The following is a 14,245-nucleotide window of genomic DNA, read 5'->3' as shown; positions in this document are numbered from 1 at the left end:
CGCACGATCCACAGCACGCCTTCGACAAACATGCGATTGTCGCGCCCCGTCGAGCCCTTCTGATCCGGCCGGCCGATGATCAGCGGCGCCATCCGATCCCACGCCGCATCGCTCAGCACCAATCTGTCCAACACGCCCAAGGCCGCCTCCCCAAAGGCAGCCTTGAATCACGCTCCGCACCTTTCGGGAATCCCTAGAGTCCACACCACCTAGTACTCCGCGGCGGCGCAGACGGCGCCGTGACCCTGTCCCGGAGTATCCCGGCATGCCCCCGACCACGCGCCGTCAGGCCGGCGCCGGTGCTATGGCTGGTGCTATGGCTCTGGGCCTGTCCACGATCGCCCGGAGCCCCGCAATGGCGCAGACCCACCCCGATCTGATCCTGACCAACGGGCGTTTCACCACGCTTGACCGTGCCAATCCCAACCCGGAGGCCGTGGCTGTCGGCGGTGGGCGCTTCATCGCCGTGGGCGAGGCGCGGGACATCCTGCCGACCGCCGGGCCGGCGACGCAGATCATCGACCTCGGCGGCCGGCGTGCGATCCCGGGGCTGATCGACAGCCACATGCACATCATCCGCGGCGGGTTGAACTACAATCTCGAACTGCGCTGGGATGGGGTCCGCTCCCTGGCCGATGCGATGGCGATGCTGCGCCGCCAGGCCCAGGTGACGCCGCCGCCGCAATGGGTGCGCGTCGTCGGCGGCTTCACCGACCAGCAATTCGCCGAGAAACGCCTGCCGACGATCGAGGAGCTGAACGCGGCGGCGCCCGACACACCCGTCTTCATCCTGCATCTGTATGACCGCGCGCTGCTGAACCGCGCCGCGATGCGGGCCGTGGGCTACACGCGCGACACGCCGAACCCGCCGGGCGGCGAAATCCAGCGCGATGCCAGCGGGGAGCCCACCGGGCTGCTGCTGGCCCGACCGAATGCATTGATCCTGTATGCGACGCTGGCACGCGGGCCAAAGCTGCCGCCGGAGCAGCAGCTGAACTCCACCCGGCATTTCATGCGGGAGATGAACCGCCTCGGCGTCACCAGCGTCATCGATGCCGGCGGCGGCTTCCAGAATTACCCCGAGGATTACGAGATCATCGGCAAGCTGCATGCCGATGGCGAGCTGACCCTGCGCATCGCCTACAACCTCTTCACCCAGAAGGCCGGCGAGGAGCTGGAGGATTTCTCCCGCTGGGGCCGCATGGTCAGCCCCGGCCAGGGCGATGACAGCCTGCGCCACAATGGCGCCGGCGAGATGCTGGTCTTCTCCGCCGCCGATTTCGAGGATTTCCGCGAGCCCCGGCCGGATCTGGCCCCAGGCATGGAAGGCCAGCTCGAAGCCGTGGTGCGCAAGCTGGTGGAGAACCGCTGGCCCTGGCGCTTGCACGCCACCTATGACGAGACCATCACCCGGGCCCTGGATGTGTTCGAGACGGTGAACCGCGACCAGCCGATCGGCGGGCTGCATTGGTTCATCGACCATGCCGAGACCATCAGCGCGCGCAACATCGACCGCATCGCCGCCCTCGGCGGCGGCATCGCGGTGCAGCACCGCATGACCTACCAGGGGGATTCCTTCGTCGCCCGCTACGGGCTGGAAGCGGCGGCCCATACCCCCCCGATCCGCCGCATGCTGGCGGCCGGCGTGCCGGTGGGCGCGGGCACCGATGCGACGCGCGTCGCCTCCTACAACCCCTGGGTCAGCCTCGCCTGGCTGGTCAGCGGCCGCACCCTCGGCGGGCTTCGCATGTATCCGCCGGAGAACCGGCTGGACCGGGAGGAAGCCCTGCGCCTCTGGACCGAGGCGAATACCTGGTTCTCGACCGAGGATGGCAAGAAGGGCCAGATCAAGCTTGGCCAGCTTGCCGATCTGGCGGTGCTCTCGGCCGATTACTTCTCCGTCCCGGAGGATGGCATCCAGGACCTGGAGGCGGTGCTGACCGTGCTCGGCGGCAAGCCGGTGTTCGGGGCGGGCGATTTCGCGGGCCTGGCGCCACCGCCCCCGCCGGTGCTCCCGGACTGGTCACCCGTAAAGACCTTCGGCGGCTACCAGCGTCGCGCCGAGGCCGGACGGCGGCCCTTCGCCGCCGATGCGGTCACCACAGCGAGCCGCACCTCCTGCGGCTGCGCCACCGATTGTGGCGTGCATGGGCATGACCACGCCCGGGCCTGGGGGGCGGAGATGCCGGTCTCGGATCTGGCCACTTTCTGGGGTGGGCTCGGCTGCGCCTGCTGGGCGGTCTGAGATGCAGGCCCTCGGGCGTTCGCCCTGGCTGGGATGGCTCGCGTTGCTCGGCCTGTGTGCCGCCTATCTCCAGGGCGGGTTGAACAAGCTGTTGGATTTTCAGGGTGCGGTCGGAGAGGCCGCGCAATTCGGCCTGCCCCTGCCCGCGGTGGTGGCGGCGGCGACGATCGCGCTCGAACTCGGCGCCTCCGCGATGATCCTCACCGGGCGGCTGCGCTGGCTGGGCGCGCTGGCACTGGCCGGCTTCACTTTGGCGGCGACCTTCATCGCGAACCGGTACTGGGAGCTGCCGCCGGGGCATGAGCGCTTCATGACCGCCAATGCGTTCTTCGAGCATCTGGGGTTGGCCGGTGCCTTTGTGCTGGTCGCACGCCTGTCCGCGCGGGGCGGCACGCCCTGACCAAGGGGGGCGCGATTGGCCTGCGCCCGTTCGGTCAGCGTCCCAGCCAATGGCATATCCCATCTGAGTGGATCATCGCCGCCGCGCGGTCTTGCGGCGCGCCGCGGTTCGTTGACGATCTTGACGCGTTGGAACGGAGGATCGCCGTGCGTCAGCCGCGCTTGGCGACGCAGTCGATCTCGATCAGCGCGCCACGGACAAGATCGGTGACGCCGACGCAGGTGCGCACCGGCCGCGCGCCATCCGTGAAGTGGCGCGCATAGACCAGGTTCATCTCGTCATAATCCTGCCGGAACCGGGTCAGGAACACGCGGACGCTGAGGACGTTCCAAAGCCCGAGGCCCAGCCCCCCCAGCACCCGGGCCATATTGGACAGCGCGCGGTCGGTCTGCGCCGCGATGCCATCCGGCAGCGGATCATCCGGGCGGTCCAGGTCGCGCCCGAACTGACCTGTCAGAAAGACGAACCCATCGGCCTCGGCCGCGTGGCTGCTGGGCGACATCGAGGCGGGGAAGCCCGGCAGCAGGTGGAAGATCGGATCGGTCATGCGGTCTCCTTCCGTCCGGCTTAGCCGGTCTGGCGGCCGCTGGTCGAGCATCGAGGCCCAAGCGATGCTGCCGGCGCCTTGGCGCATCCTGCTGCCAAATCCTGCTCCTTGAATTGACGCGCGGCCGCCGATCTTGCTTCGTTCTCCGTGCGATTGTGGAAAGGCCTGAGATGCACGCCGTGCCCGAGTTGCCCGTTCCAACGCCCGCCGTCGTTCGCGCCGAGCTTGACCGGCTGCAGCGCAGCAGGATCTTCGCGGGATCGGAGCGGCTGTTGGTGCTGCTGCGGTTCATCGTGGGCGAAGTGCTGGAGGGGCGGGGCGCGACGCTCAAGGAATCCGTCATCGGCAATGCGGTCTATGGGCGCGAGCCGCCCTACGACCCCCGTATCGACTCCACGGTGCGCGTCGAAGCGCGACGGCTGCGGGGCAAGCTCAAGGCGCATTACGACGATGAGGGCCGCACCGATGCGATCCGCATCGCGCTGCCGACGGGCGGCTACGTCCCCCAATTCCTGGCGCAGAGCCCCGAAGCCCCTCGGCCCGGCGGCGCGGCACTTTTCCGCAACGGGCTGGGCGCCGCGCTGGCGATCATGCCCTTCCGGGCGCTGTCCGGTGAGGCGGGCGATGCCGCCTTCGCCGATGGGCTGACCGATGAGCTGATGTTCGCCTTCGCGCGTGCCCCGGGCCTGCGCCTGATCTCCCGCAGCCTGGCGCTTCAGTACAAGGACCGTGCCTACTCCCCCGCCAGGCTGGCGGCCGAACTGGGTGTCGGTGCCGTGCTCCAGGGTACCACGCGCCATGAGGCGGGGCTGATACGGGTGATGATCGAGGCGTCGGACCCGCGCGGATTCATCGTCTGGTCCGACCGCTTCGATGCCCCCGACCGGGACCGGGTGCGGCTGCAGGAGAAGATCGCCGCCACGGCCGTCAGCCGCGCCCGGCTCGACAGCTTGCAGATGGGCGCCATGCACCTCAGCCCGGAGCCCGGATAAACAGGGTCAGCGGGCGCGCCGGCGGCCATCCAGCGCCCGCATCACCGACGTCACCGTCATCCCATGCAGCACGATGGAGAGCAGCACCGTCAGTCCCAGCACCGCCCAGAGCAGATCCGCCTCGGCCAGAGGCACAAGGTTCAGCGCATAGGCGAGGTAGTAGATACTGCCGAGCCCCCGTATCCCGAAGAAGGCGATGACGGCGCGTTCGCGCCACGGCCCAACGTCGCTCCCGACCAGGGCCACCACCCCGGCCGCCGGCCGCACCACGAAGACGAAGACCAGCGCTGCGACCAGCCCCCCCCAGCTGAGCGGGGCAAGCAGCCCCCCCGCCAGGGCGCCGCCGAACAGCACCAGCACGACCATCATCAACAGGCGCTCGATCTGCTCGGCGAAGCCGTGCATCCGGTCGTGGAAATCGTTCTCGCGTTCCCCATCCCGAACCGCCAGCGCCGCGACGAAGACCGCGAGGAAGCCATAGCCATGCGCGAGTTCGGTCACGCCATAGGCAAGGAAGGTGATCCCAAGCGCCACGAAGCCATCGCCGGTCCGTGCGAGCCGGGCCGAATGCGGCAGATGGAACGTCGCCCAGGCCAGCACCCGTCCGACCAGCCAGCCCAGCGCGATGCCGACGCCGAGCTTCCAGACCACATCCACCGCGAACCACTCGCCGACGGTTTGCGCGCCCTCTGAGGCTGCCAGCAGGATCGCGAGGTTCACGAAGGGGAAGGCGAGCCCATCGTTCAGCCCGGCCTCGGCGGTCAAGGAGAACCGGACCTCATCCTCCTCGCCGCCCCGGGGCGGGCCGACCTGGACATCGGCCGCCAACACCGGGTCGGTGGGCGCCAGGGCCGCGCCGAGCAGCAGCGCCGAGGCCGCGCCGAGGCCGAGCAGCCATCCCCCCACCATTGCGATGCCCAGGATCGAGAGCGGCATCGCAATGCCGAGCAGCCGCCAGGTCGCGCCCCAGGCCCGCCAGCCGAGGGGGCGGTCGAGCTTCAACCCCGCCCCGGTCAGGGCCACGATCACCACCAGCTCGGTCAGACGCTCGGTCACCTCCGGGTGGTTCTGCGGCAGCGGATAGTCGCCATCGGCGAGCCAGAAGGCGAAGGCGCCCAGGCCGACACACACGATCGGCAGCGACAGGGGCAGCTTGTGCAGCACCATCGGCAGCCAGGCGATCAACAAGATCAGCAGCCCGGTCGCAACGAGGATGAGAATATAAGGGTCCATGGCGAACTCATGCGGCGAGTGCGTCGCCAATACAACGCGCTGTCGCCGATGCGCCGCGTTCACGCCCGCCGTGGCTGTCGCTAAGCCCAGGGTGGCTGTAGGAGTCCGGACGGCGCGGGCGTGCCGAAATCGGTAGACGGAAGAGTCTTAAAAACTCTCGCCCCTCGGGGCATGCGGGTTCAAGTCCCGCCGCCCGCACCAGATCGCCGCGTCATCAGACGCTCGCCTGCGCCGGGCTGGCGCGCCCTGCGCCGTTCAGCTGGCTCAGGTCCACAAAGCTGTTCTGCCGCCCCATCCGCAGCGGCGGTGGAGAGGGCATCGGCGGGGTCAGCGGCGGCAACTCCACCGGCGGCGGTGACTGTTCGGGCAGATCAGGCCCAGGCGGCGGGGCCTCGGGCGGCGGAGCCTCTGGCGGGGTCGGCTCCGGCGGCGTCGTCGGGTCTGAGGCGACGAGCCGTTCCGTGTTGAAGCGACGCCGCATCGACCAATTGGGGGGGATGCGGACCTCCGGGTTGGGGACAGTCCAGCATTCGCCATTGGCATCGAGGAACACCACCCAAAGAAGGTGCTGCTCCGGCCCATAGTCGATGATGAAATGGGCGAGGCCGGGACCACGCGTCGTGGTGAGCGGCAGGGGCGGGTTGAGTTGCGTGATCATGCCGGGGAAACACCGATCCCCCAGCCTCGGTTTCTGCCCGCTCACACTGTTTTGGTATCTGATGCTACCATCCATTCACGCGCGCCCAGGTGCCGATCACCTCCCGGCCGCCATCGACCACGAAGTAGCGCTCATGCGCCCCCGCGGTCATGCAGGTGTGGTTGGGCTGCACCCGCACCCGGGCGCCGACGGGCAGGTCCGGCGCGCCGGTGGCGACGCCATGTTCCTGATAGGCCCGCTCGACCACGACCCGGCCGAAGGAGGGCTGCCCGTCCAGATCCAGCACCAGCCCGAAGCCATCGTCGCGGATGCCGGGGGCGGCGGTGCTGCGGTCCTTGGACAGCGCCATGGCCCCGGCATCCAGCAGCAGCGTGCCGGCCCGGCGGCCGATGACGCTGGTCAGCACGGTCATCGCGATATCGGCCTCGGCATGGGTGCCGATCTGCGCCTGGAACAGATCGCCGAACATATAGACGCCGGCCCGGACCTCGGTGACGCCCTCCAGCGAACGCGCATAAAGCGCGGTGGGCGAGGAGCCCATCGAGACGATCCCGACGCTGTGCCCCGCCGCGCGCAGCCGCTCGGCGGCACGGGTGATGCCCGCGCGCTCGGTCTCGGCAATATCGGCCATCTCGGCGTTGGTGCGGCCGGCGTAGGAATGGCCGGCATGGGTGATGACGCCGGCAAGCTTCGGCCCCAGGGCGGCGGCAATCGCCAGCAGCCCTTCGTCATCCGGCCTCAAGCCGCCGCGATGCTCGCCCACATCGACCTCCACCAGCGCCTGGATCGCGCCCGGATGGGCGGCGATGGCCTGGGCGGTGGCGAGGTCGTCGGTGATCGCCTTCACCCCTGGCAGCGCCGCCAGCCGGTCGAGTTTTTGGGGGGTGATGCCCACGGCATAGATCTGGTCGCGGTAGCCCGCGCCCCAGAAGGCTTCCGCCTCGGCGAGGGTGGAGACGGTGATCGGGCCATGGCCTGGGGCCGCCAGCGCCGCGACCTCGATGGATTTGGCCGTCTTGAGGTGCGGACGCAGCACGACGCCAGGATGGCGCGCGACGGCGGCCTCCATCATGGCGAGGTTCTTCCGCAGGAGCCCCAGATCGAGCACCAGGCAGGGGGTCGTCAGATCATCGAGCGTCACAGCGCCACTCCCAGGATTTCTGCGTGGCGCTGGGTGGATTTCAACCCCGAGCCGGTCAGGACCAGCACCGTGCGCTCGGCTGCGGTGATCTCACCGCTGGCGCGCAGGCGAGTAAAGGCGGCGGCGACCTGGGCCGAGGTCGGCTCAACGTAAAGCCCCTGGTGCGCGAGGTCGCGGGTGGCGGCGATGATCTCCGCCTCCTCCAGCAGCACGGCGCCGCCCTGGCTGACGCGCAGGGCCTCCAGCACGTCCGGCACGCGGATCGGCTGGGCGATGGCGGTGCCCTCGGCGATGGTGGGCATCGCTGCCACCGGCGGCAGGCCGAGATGGGCGCGAGCCAGCGGCCCGCAGGCCGCGGGCTGGGCGGCAAAAATGCGGGGCAGCCGCTTGATCTGGCCGGCCCGCAGCAACTCCGAAAAGCCGATGTAGCACCCGAGGACGTTGGAGCCGGCACCGCAGGGCACGATCACCGCATCCGGCGCCTGAAACCCCAGATCTTCCCAAAGCTCATAGGCCAGGGTCTTGGTGCCCTGGAGGAAAAAGGCCTGCCAGTTGTGGCTGGCGTAGAAGATGCGCTCGGCCTCGGCCAAAGCCGCATCGGCACAATCCTGGCGCGATCCGGGAACCAGCGTGATGCTGGCGCCCGCCGCCCGCGCCTGCACGGTCTTGGCCGGGCTGGTGCTGGCGGGGACGAAAATGGTCGAGGCCATGCCACCGGCCGCCGCATAGGTCGCGATCGCCGCACCGCCATTGCCGGAGGAATCCTCCAGCACCGAGGTGATCCCCTGCGCCCGCAGCTGCGACAGCATCACCGAGGCGCCGCGGTCCTTGAACGAGCCGCTCGGCATGAACCATTCGCATTTGACCAGCGCGGTATCGGCACCGATGCGGCGTTCCAGCAGCGGCGTGCAACCCTCGCCGAGCGTGATCGGCGCGACGCCCTTCATCGGCAGCGCCGCGCGGTAGCGCCACAGCGACCGGTCGCTGGTGACGATATCGGCGGGCGAGAGGCCCGGCAGATCGGTGAGGGTGAGGGGGGCGCCATCATCGCCACGCCAGCGCGGCGTATCGAGCGGATAGGTGCGCCCCGAGCGGGGGTCGAGATAGGCAGGATCACTCATGGGCGCGACCCTCGCTTGCCGCGCCGCGCCCGGCAAGGGATAGGAAGCGCATGACAGATACCGATGCCGTGGCCGGGCTTGCGGCCGAACTCGTCCGGATCGACAGCCGCAGCAGCCTCTCCAACATCCCGGTCGCCGACCGGCTGGAGGCCGAGCTTGCCGGCTTCGCCATCGAACGGCTGGATTACACAGACGCCCGCGGCGTTCAAAAACGCGTCCTGGTCGCGCATCGTGGCGGTCCGGGCGGGCTCGCGCTCTCGGGCCATATGGACACGGTGCCGGACACGGGCTGGACCGACGACCCCTGGTCCGGCCGGATCGCCGATGGCGTGCTGCATGGGCTGGGCTCGGTGGACATGAAGGGCCCCGTCGCCGCGGCCATCATCGCCGCGCGCGGCCTGCCCGCCGACGTCCCGGTGACGCTGCTGCTGACCACCGATGAGGAAACCACCAAGGAAGGGGCGCGGGCCATCGTCACGCGCTCGGTGCTGGCGCGGGAGGCGAAGCTCGCGGGCATCATCGTCGTCGAGCCGACGGGGCTCATACCGATCCGCGGGCATCGCTCCTCGATCAATTTCGTGGCGGTGGCCGAGGGGGTGCAGGCGCATTCATCGATGGGCGTCGGGCGGAATGCGAACTGGGCCTTGATCCCCTTTCTCGCCGAGATGAAGCCCATCCATGAGATGCTGCGCGACGATCCCGCCTGGCATGACGCGGGCTACGATCCGGTGTTCTCGGACTTCAACATCGTCATCGAGAACCACGGCGCGGCGGTGAACGTCACCGTCCCGCTCGCCACCGCGCGGATCAAGTTCCGCTACAGCCGTGGCATCGATCCCACCGCGATCGTCGAGGCGGTAAGGGCCGCGGCCGCACGGACGGGCGTCACGCTGACCGAGGCGCGCGAGGGCACGCCGCCGGACCTGCCGGCCGCACATCCGCTGATCCAGGCGGCGGTGAAGGCGACCGGCCACGATGCGACCACCGTGCCCTTCGGCACCGACGCCTCCGAGCTTTCGGCGCTGGCGCCCTGCGTGATCCTGGGGCCGGGCACCACCGCCACCGCGCATACCCCGCGCGAGGAAGTCGTGCTGGCCGAACTCGGCGCGGCCGTGCCTCTGTTCCGCCAGATGCTGACGACCGGGGTGTGAGCCCAGCCACGCTGACCGGCGTCGGGGCGATCGCGCTCTGGGCGTTTCTGGCGCTGCTCGGGCGCTGGGCGGTGCCCTTGCCGCCGCTCCAGGTCACGGCGCTGGCCTTCGCGGTGGGCGGGAGCCTGGGGCTCGCCATCGTCGCGGCGCGCGGCAAGTTGGCGCGGTTGCGGCAGCCGCCGCTCGCCTGGGCGCATGGGGTGGGCGGCCTTGCCGGCTATCACGCGCTGTATTTCGCAGCGATCGCCTGGACGCCGCCGGTGACAGCCAACCTGCTGAACTATTTATGGCCGCTGCTGATCGTGCTGCTCGCGGCACCCGTGCTCGGGATGCGGCTGGGACCGCGCCGGCTGGCGGGGACGGCGCTTGGCTTCCTCGGCTGCGCCCTGTTGATCGGCGGCGGTGCGGCGATGCCGGCCGGCAGCGGTGCCGGCCTGCTCTGCGCCGTGGCCGCGGCCGTGGTTTGGGCGACGTATTCCGTCACCTCCCGCCGGATGGCGGCGGTGCCGACCGAGGCGGTGGCAGGCTTCTGCCTCGGCGCCGCGGCGATGGCCGGTCTGGCGCATCTGGCGTTCGAGAGCTGGGTGGTGCCTGGGGCGCGGCAATGGCTGGCGGTGGGGCTGCTCGGCGCCGGGCCGGTCGGGGCCGCGTTCTTCCTGTGGGATGTGGGGATGAAGCGCGGCGATCCGCGCCTGCTGGGGACGCTGGCCTATGCAGCACCCGTCGCCTCGACACTGTTGCTGGTGATCGCGGGCGAGGGCGTGCTGGATGCGCGCGTGGGCCTCGCCGCCGTGCTGGTCGCCGGCGGCGGCCTGCTGGCGGCGACGGCGCGCTGATCAGCCCCAGCGCAGGACCAGCGTGTCCAGCGATTTGGCCATGCTGAGCAGCTGTTCCCGCGCCGCCGGGTTCAACGGCGGCAGCGGCGCCCGGCCATCGCCGCACCGGATGACGCCCCCGGCCTCCATCAGCGCCTTGGCCGCCAGCAAGCCGCATTGCCGGTTCTCATGGTTGATCAGCGGCAGCCAGCGCTGGTAGGCGGCGCGCGCGGCCTCCTTGTCCCCAGCGACCCAGGGGTCGATGATCTGGCGGATGCCGTCCGGATACCCGCCGCCGGTCATCGCCCCGGTCGCCCCGGCCTCAAGATCGGCGATGAGGGTGATCGCTTCCTCGCCATCCCAGGGCCCCTCGATCGCCGCGCCGCCGAGGGCGATCAACTCGCGCAGCTTGGCCGCGGCGAAGGGCGTTTCGATCTTGAAATAGCGCACCTGTTCGCAGCTGGTCGCGAGCTTCGCCAGCAGCGGTGCCGAAAGCTGCGTGCCGCTGACCGGCGCATCCTGGATCATGATCGGAATGTCGATCGCATCCGACAGCGTCTGGAAGAAACCGAGAATCCCCGCCTCGCCAAAGCGGATGGTCGCGCCGTGATAGGGCGGCATCACCATCACCATGGCCGCACCCAGCTCCTGCGCCTGGCGGCTGCGTTCGGCGCAGACCAGCGGGCTGGTGTGGGTGGTGGTGACGATCACCGGCGCCCGCCCGGCGACATGGGACAGGATGCGCGCGGTGAGCAGCTCGCGCTCCGCATCGGAGAGGAGGAACTGTTCGGAAAAATTCGCGAGGATGCACAAGCCATGCGAGCCGGCATCGAGCATGAAATCGACGCAGCGCATCTGGCCTTCGAGGTCGAGCGCGCCCGCCGCATCGAAGATCGTCGGCACCACCGGAAACACACCGCTGTAGCGCGGCCCTGCTGTTGTCCCGCTCATTCTTTCGTTCCCCCCGAAGCCTGTCGGCTATAGCGCGTCTCGCACCCGTTCCAGCGTGTTGTCCAGGTGCTGGCCCAGCAGCACCGCCAGCGCGGCGCCATCACGGGCGGCCAGGGCAGCCGCCATCGCCTCGTGCTCGGCCACGGCGCCGGCCCATTTTTCGGCCCGCTCATTGCCGATGAAGCGGATGCGCTTCATCTGCGCCTGCAGCATCTGATGCATGCGCGCCAAAGTCGGATTGCCGGCGATTTCCAGGATGGCGCTGTGGATCGCCTGGTTCAGTTTGAAATAGGACAGCCGGTCGCGCGCCGCATAGCAGTCCATCATGCGCCGGTGCAGGTTCAACACCATCTCGATCTCGGCATCAGTGGCCTTGGCGCAGGCGCGATGGGCGGCAAGCTGCTCCAGCGCCTTCAGCACCTCCAGCGCATCGGCGACGCCTTGCAGGGTGAATTTGCGGACCACGGTGCCGCGCCCGGGCACCAGTTCTATCAGCCCCTCGCCAGCGAGGGTTTTCAGCGCCTCGCGCAACGGCGTGCGGGAGACGCCGAGTTGCTCGCCCACCGCCACCTCATTGATGCGCTGGCCGGACGGCAGGCTGCCATCCGTCACCATGTCCCGCAGCCGGGTCACGATCTGCTCATGCAGCGTCAGCCGCGCGATCGGCAGGTTCGTGGCGTCAGCGGGGGCGACCAGATGGTCGCTGGACATGGCGGCTCCTGAGGTAAAGCGATCGACCCTTGTCAGGGCTTTGCCCGGTTGCGTCAATTCTGCATACAGTCCACAGTCTTTTATAAGGGAGGCCGCAAAAATGGCCCTCCCAGCGGAGAGAAGCCATGCCGAGCAATCCCGGCACCAAGCCCGTCATCGCCCTGGCCATGGGCGATCCCGCCGGCATCAGCCCCGAACTCACCGCAGCACTGCTGGTCGATCCCGCTGTGCGCGAGGCCGCTGATCTGATCGTCATCGGTGACCTCCGCCTGCTGGAGGCTGGCGCCAAGGTCGCCAAGGTCGAGCCTGCGCTGCACCGCATCAGCGCCACGGATCCGATCCCCGAAGACCTCAGCACGCCGGTCTTCGTCGATCTCGCCCATTGCGATCCGGCCGGCATCGAGATCGGCCGTGTGTCCGAAGCCGGCGGCCGCTGCGCCGCGGAGAACTACCGCCACGCGCTGGCGCTGGCCGTCGCCGGCCGCGCCGATGCCGTCTGCTTCACGCCCTTCAACAAGGCGGCGATGCGGATGCATGTGCCGGGCTATGACGACGAGATCGTCTTCACCGCCAACTTCATCGATTTCCACGGGCCGGCCCGCGAATTCAACGTGCTGGAAGGGCTGTGGAATGCCCGCGTCACCTCGCATGTGCCGCTGTCCGGCGTCGCCCCGCTGATCACCCGTGCGGCCATCCTCGACAATCTGCGGCTGACCGATGCGGCGCTGCGCGCATCCGGCATTGCCCGGCCCCGCATCGCCGTTGCCGGGCTGAATCCGCATGCGGGTGACGGCGGCAATTTCGGACGCGAGGAAATCGACACCATCGGCCCCGCCGTCATCGAGGCGCAGCAGCAGGGCATCGGCTGCGACGGGCCATTCCCAGCCGACACCGTCTTCGTCCGTGCGAAGCGCGGCGATTTCGATGCGGTGCTCACGATGTACCATGACCAGGGCCAGATCGCGATGAAGCTGATCGGCTTCGACCAGGGCGTAACGTTGCTCGGCGGCTTTCCCTTCCCGATCTGCACGCCGGCGCATGGCACGGCCTATGACATCGCCGGCCGCGGCATCGCCGGGACAGGCGCGGCGCGCAATGCGCTGCTGCTGGCCGCCCGCATGAGTGCCGACATGCGCCGCACGCGCCCGGCCGCCGTGCAATCCGCCGAGGCTTTTCGCGCCGCATGCGCGGCCTGACACCACCCCGTCGGCAGCCCGCCATAGAGCGGGCGACGACACCGGACGCCAAGCCCGGCCCCCGCACCAACAAGAAACCAAATCGGAGGACCCCCACATGATCTCTCGTCGCTCCTGGCCGCGCTGGCCGGCATGGCCGCCCTCCCCGCCACGGCTCGCGCCCAGACGACCGCCCAGGCGACCGCCTGGCCGACCCGGCCGGTGACGCTGGTGGTGCCCTGGGCCGCCGGCGGCGGCACCGACACCGTCGCGCGTATCTTCGCGCAGGGGCTGGAGCAGACGCTCGGCCAGCCGATCAATGTGGTGAACCGCACCGGCGGCAATGGCGTGGTCGGCCATGCGGCGATCGCGAATGCCACGCCCGATGGCTACACCATCGGCGCCGGCACCTCGGAATTCGTGAACTTCAAGGCGCTCGGCCAGTCCGACATCGGGCCTGGCAGCTTCGACCTGATCTCTCACATCGCCAGCATCCCGGCCGGCGTCACCGTCAAGGCGGATGCGCCATGGGCCGACATCAAGGCCTTCGTCGCGGCGCTGCGGGAGGGGCGGAAGGGCCAGTTCACCGGTTCAGGCGTCTCGACCGGGGGCTCCTGGCACCTTGCCGCGGCGGGCATGACCAAGTCGCTCGGCATGGAGGCCGACCGCATCCGCTGGATCCCAAGCCAGGGCGGCGCGCCGGCGCTGCAGGATCTCGTCGCGAGCGGCATCACCGTCTTCACCGGATCGCCGATCGAGGCCAAGGCCCTGGTCGAGGCCGGGCAGGTCCGCGTCCTCGCCGTGATGGCGAACGAACGCATGTCCGCCTTCCCGAACGTGCCGACGCTGAAGGACTCCGGCATCGACTGGGTCTATGAGAACTGGTTCTCGCTGGTGGCGCCCCGTGGCTTGCCGAAGCCCATTCACGACAAGCTCGTGGAACTCGGCGCCCGCGCCCATGCCCTGCCGGAGGTCCGGTCGCAGATGGTGGCACGCAGCATCGTGCCGGTGTGGGACGGGCCCGAGGCCTTCGGCACCTATGCCACGCAGGCAGCCGTCCGTTCGGGCGAGTTGCTGCGTGACCTCGGTCTGGCACGTGGCTGAC

14 protein-coding genes, 1 tRNA gene and 1 pseudogene are annotated in these 14,245 nt (G+C 69.5%); 8 read left to right on the top strand and 8 right to left on the bottom strand.

The features are described 5' to 3' along the window. Positions 1-140: pseudogene (locus C8P66_RS09815) on the bottom strand (IS5/IS1182 family transposase); the annotation flags it as partial. Between the two features lie 215 nt (positions 141-355). Here C8P66_RS09815 and C8P66_RS09810 point away from each other — a divergent pair. Both C8P66_RS09810 and C8P66_RS09805 read left to right on the top strand, forming a co-directional pair. Further along, positions 356-2,245 carry an amidohydrolase gene (locus C8P66_RS09810; protein ID WP_211314098.1) on the top strand — a complete coding sequence of 630 codons (1,890 nt, stop codon included), beginning with the start codon at positions 356-358 and terminating at the stop codon, positions 2,243-2,245. 1 nt (position 2,246) lies between these two features. Further along, entirely contained in the window at positions 2,247-2,645 is a 399-nt protein-coding gene (locus C8P66_RS09805) for a DoxX family protein (protein WP_111398057.1), read from the top strand. A gap of 151 nt (positions 2,646-2,796) precedes the next feature. On the opposite strand, the gene C8P66_RS09800 is transcribed toward C8P66_RS09805, so the two are convergent. Continuing rightward, a complete protein-coding gene (locus C8P66_RS09800) occupies positions 2,797-3,192 on the bottom strand; it encodes a RidA family protein (RefSeq protein ID WP_111398082.1) in 396 nt (131 codons plus the stop codon). 170 nt (positions 3,193-3,362) lie between these two features. On the opposite strand from C8P66_RS09800, the gene C8P66_RS09795 reads away from it, so the two are divergent. Continuing rightward, complete coding sequence (locus tag C8P66_RS09795; RefSeq protein WP_111398056.1) at positions 3,363-4,184, top strand: hypothetical protein; 822 nt, start codon at positions 3,363-3,365, stop codon at positions 4,182-4,184. A 6-nt stretch (positions 4,185-4,190) separates the two neighbouring features. Here the strand turns inward: C8P66_RS09795 and C8P66_RS09790 are convergent, their stop codons facing one another. After that, positions 4,191-5,417, bottom strand: coding sequence for a cation:proton antiporter (locus C8P66_RS09790; protein ID WP_111398055.1), 1,227 nt, complete (start codon positions 5,415-5,417; stop codon positions 4,191-4,193). A gap of 114 nt (positions 5,418-5,531) precedes the next feature. Between C8P66_RS09790 and C8P66_RS09785 the strand changes: the two genes are divergently transcribed. After that, positions 5,532-5,618: transfer RNA gene (locus C8P66_RS09785), tRNA-Leu, on the top strand. A gap of 13 nt (positions 5,619-5,631) precedes the next feature. Here the strand turns inward: C8P66_RS09785 and C8P66_RS24105 are convergent. The 3 genes from C8P66_RS24105 to C8P66_RS09770 form a co-directional block, all read right to left on the bottom strand. Beyond that, positions 5,632-6,075 carry a hypothetical protein gene (locus C8P66_RS24105; RefSeq protein ID WP_211314097.1) on the bottom strand — a complete coding sequence of 148 codons (444 nt, stop codon included), beginning with the start codon at positions 6,073-6,075 and terminating at the stop codon, positions 5,632-5,634. Positions 6,076-6,139: 64 nt separating this feature from the next. Then, positions 6,140-7,216 carry an alanine racemase gene (locus C8P66_RS09775; protein ID WP_211314096.1) on the bottom strand — a complete coding sequence of 359 codons (1,077 nt, stop codon included), beginning with the start codon at positions 7,214-7,216 and terminating at the stop codon, positions 6,140-6,142. Next, positions 7,213-8,337, bottom strand: coding sequence for a pyridoxal-phosphate dependent enzyme (locus C8P66_RS09770; RefSeq protein ID WP_111398053.1), 1,125 nt, complete (start codon positions 8,335-8,337; stop codon positions 7,213-7,215). Before C8P66_RS09770 ends, C8P66_RS09775 begins: the two co-directional genes overlap by 4 nt. 50 nt (positions 8,338-8,387) lie before the next feature. Between C8P66_RS09770 and C8P66_RS09765 the strand changes: the two genes are divergently transcribed. Beyond that, positions 8,388-9,488, top strand: coding sequence for a M20 family metallopeptidase (locus tag C8P66_RS09765; RefSeq protein WP_111398052.1), 1,101 nt, complete (start codon positions 8,388-8,390; stop codon positions 9,486-9,488). After that, complete coding sequence (gene yddG, locus C8P66_RS09760; RefSeq protein WP_111398051.1) at positions 9,485-10,324, top strand: aromatic amino acid exporter YddG; 840 nt, start codon at positions 9,485-9,487, stop codon at positions 10,322-10,324. The genes C8P66_RS09765 and yddG overlap by 4 nt, the downstream gene beginning before the upstream one ends. On the opposite strand, the gene C8P66_RS09755 is transcribed toward yddG, so the two are convergent. Next, a complete protein-coding gene (locus tag C8P66_RS09755; protein WP_111398050.1) occupies positions 10,325-11,254 on the bottom strand; it encodes a dihydrodipicolinate synthase family protein in 930 nt (309 codons plus the stop codon). Positions 11,255-11,281: 27 nt separating this feature from the next. Then, positions 11,282-11,965 (bottom strand): GntR family transcriptional regulator, encoded by a 684-nt coding sequence (locus C8P66_RS09750; RefSeq protein ID WP_111398049.1) that lies wholly within the window; start codon positions 11,963-11,965, stop codon positions 11,282-11,284. 125 nt (positions 11,966-12,090) lie between these two features. On the opposite strand from C8P66_RS09750, the gene C8P66_RS09745 reads away from it, so the two are divergent. Together C8P66_RS09745 and C8P66_RS09740 are read left to right on the top strand one after the other, a co-directional pair. Beyond that, the gene (locus tag C8P66_RS09745; protein WP_245903389.1) at positions 12,091-13,161 is read left to right on the top strand and encodes a 4-hydroxythreonine-4-phosphate dehydrogenase PdxA; all 1,071 of its coding nucleotides are present in this window, start codon (positions 12,091-12,093) and stop codon (positions 13,159-13,161) included. A 132-nt stretch (positions 13,162-13,293) separates the two neighbouring features. After that, entirely contained in the window at positions 13,294-14,244 is a 951-nt protein-coding gene (locus C8P66_RS09740) for a Bug family tripartite tricarboxylate transporter substrate binding protein (protein ID WP_111398048.1), read from the top strand. The last annotated feature ends 1 nt before the right edge of the window (position 14,245 follow it).

The organism is Humitalea rosea (assembly GCF_003253705.1).
Taxonomy (GTDB): Bacteria; Pseudomonadota; Alphaproteobacteria; order Acetobacterales; family Acetobacteraceae; genus Humitalea; species Humitalea rosea.
Note: the sequence above shows the minus strand (reverse complement) of the source record. Positions and strands in the feature narration are given on the sequence as shown.

Bases quoted from the DNA above. Each gene is read 5' to 3' on its own strand.
- C8P66_RS09800 (WP_111398082.1), bottom strand. From the start codon at position 3,192: ATGACCGATCCGATCTTCCACCTGCTGCCGGGCTTCCCCGCCTCGATG.
- C8P66_RS09795 (WP_111398056.1), top strand. From the start codon at position 3,363: ATGCACGCCGTGCCCGAGTTGCCCGTTCCAACGCCCGCCGTCGTTCGC.
- C8P66_RS09745 (WP_245903389.1), top strand. From the start codon at position 12,091: ATGCCGAGCAATCCCGGCACCAAGCCCGTCATCGCCCTGGCCATGGGC.
- C8P66_RS09740 (WP_111398048.1), top strand. From the start codon at position 13,294: ATGGCCGCCCTCCCCGCCACGGCTCGCGCCCAGACGACCGCCCAGGCG.
- C8P66_RS09790 (WP_111398055.1), bottom strand. From the start codon at position 5,417: ATGGACCCTTATATTCTCATCCTCGTTGCGACCGGGCTGCTGATCTTG.
- C8P66_RS09810 (WP_211314098.1), top strand. From the start codon at position 356: ATGGCGCAGACCCACCCCGATCTGATCCTGACCAACGGGCGTTTCACC.
- C8P66_RS09755 (WP_111398050.1), bottom strand. From the start codon at position 11,254: ATGAGCGGGACAACAGCAGGGCCGCGCTACAGCGGTGTGTTTCCGGTG.
- C8P66_RS09805 (WP_111398057.1), top strand. From the start codon at position 2,247: ATGCAGGCCCTCGGGCGTTCGCCCTGGCTGGGATGGCTCGCGTTGCTC.
- C8P66_RS24105 (WP_211314097.1), bottom strand. From the start codon at position 6,075: ATGATCACGCAACTCAACCCGCCCCTGCCGCTCACCACGACGCGTGGT.
- C8P66_RS09770 (WP_111398053.1), bottom strand. From the start codon at position 8,337: ATGAGTGATCCTGCCTATCTCGACCCCCGCTCGGGGCGCACCTATCCG.
- C8P66_RS09750 (WP_111398049.1), bottom strand. From the start codon at position 11,965: ATGTCCAGCGACCATCTGGTCGCCCCCGCTGACGCCACGAACCTGCCG.
- C8P66_RS09765 (WP_111398052.1), top strand. From the start codon at position 8,388: ATGACAGATACCGATGCCGTGGCCGGGCTTGCGGCCGAACTCGTCCGG.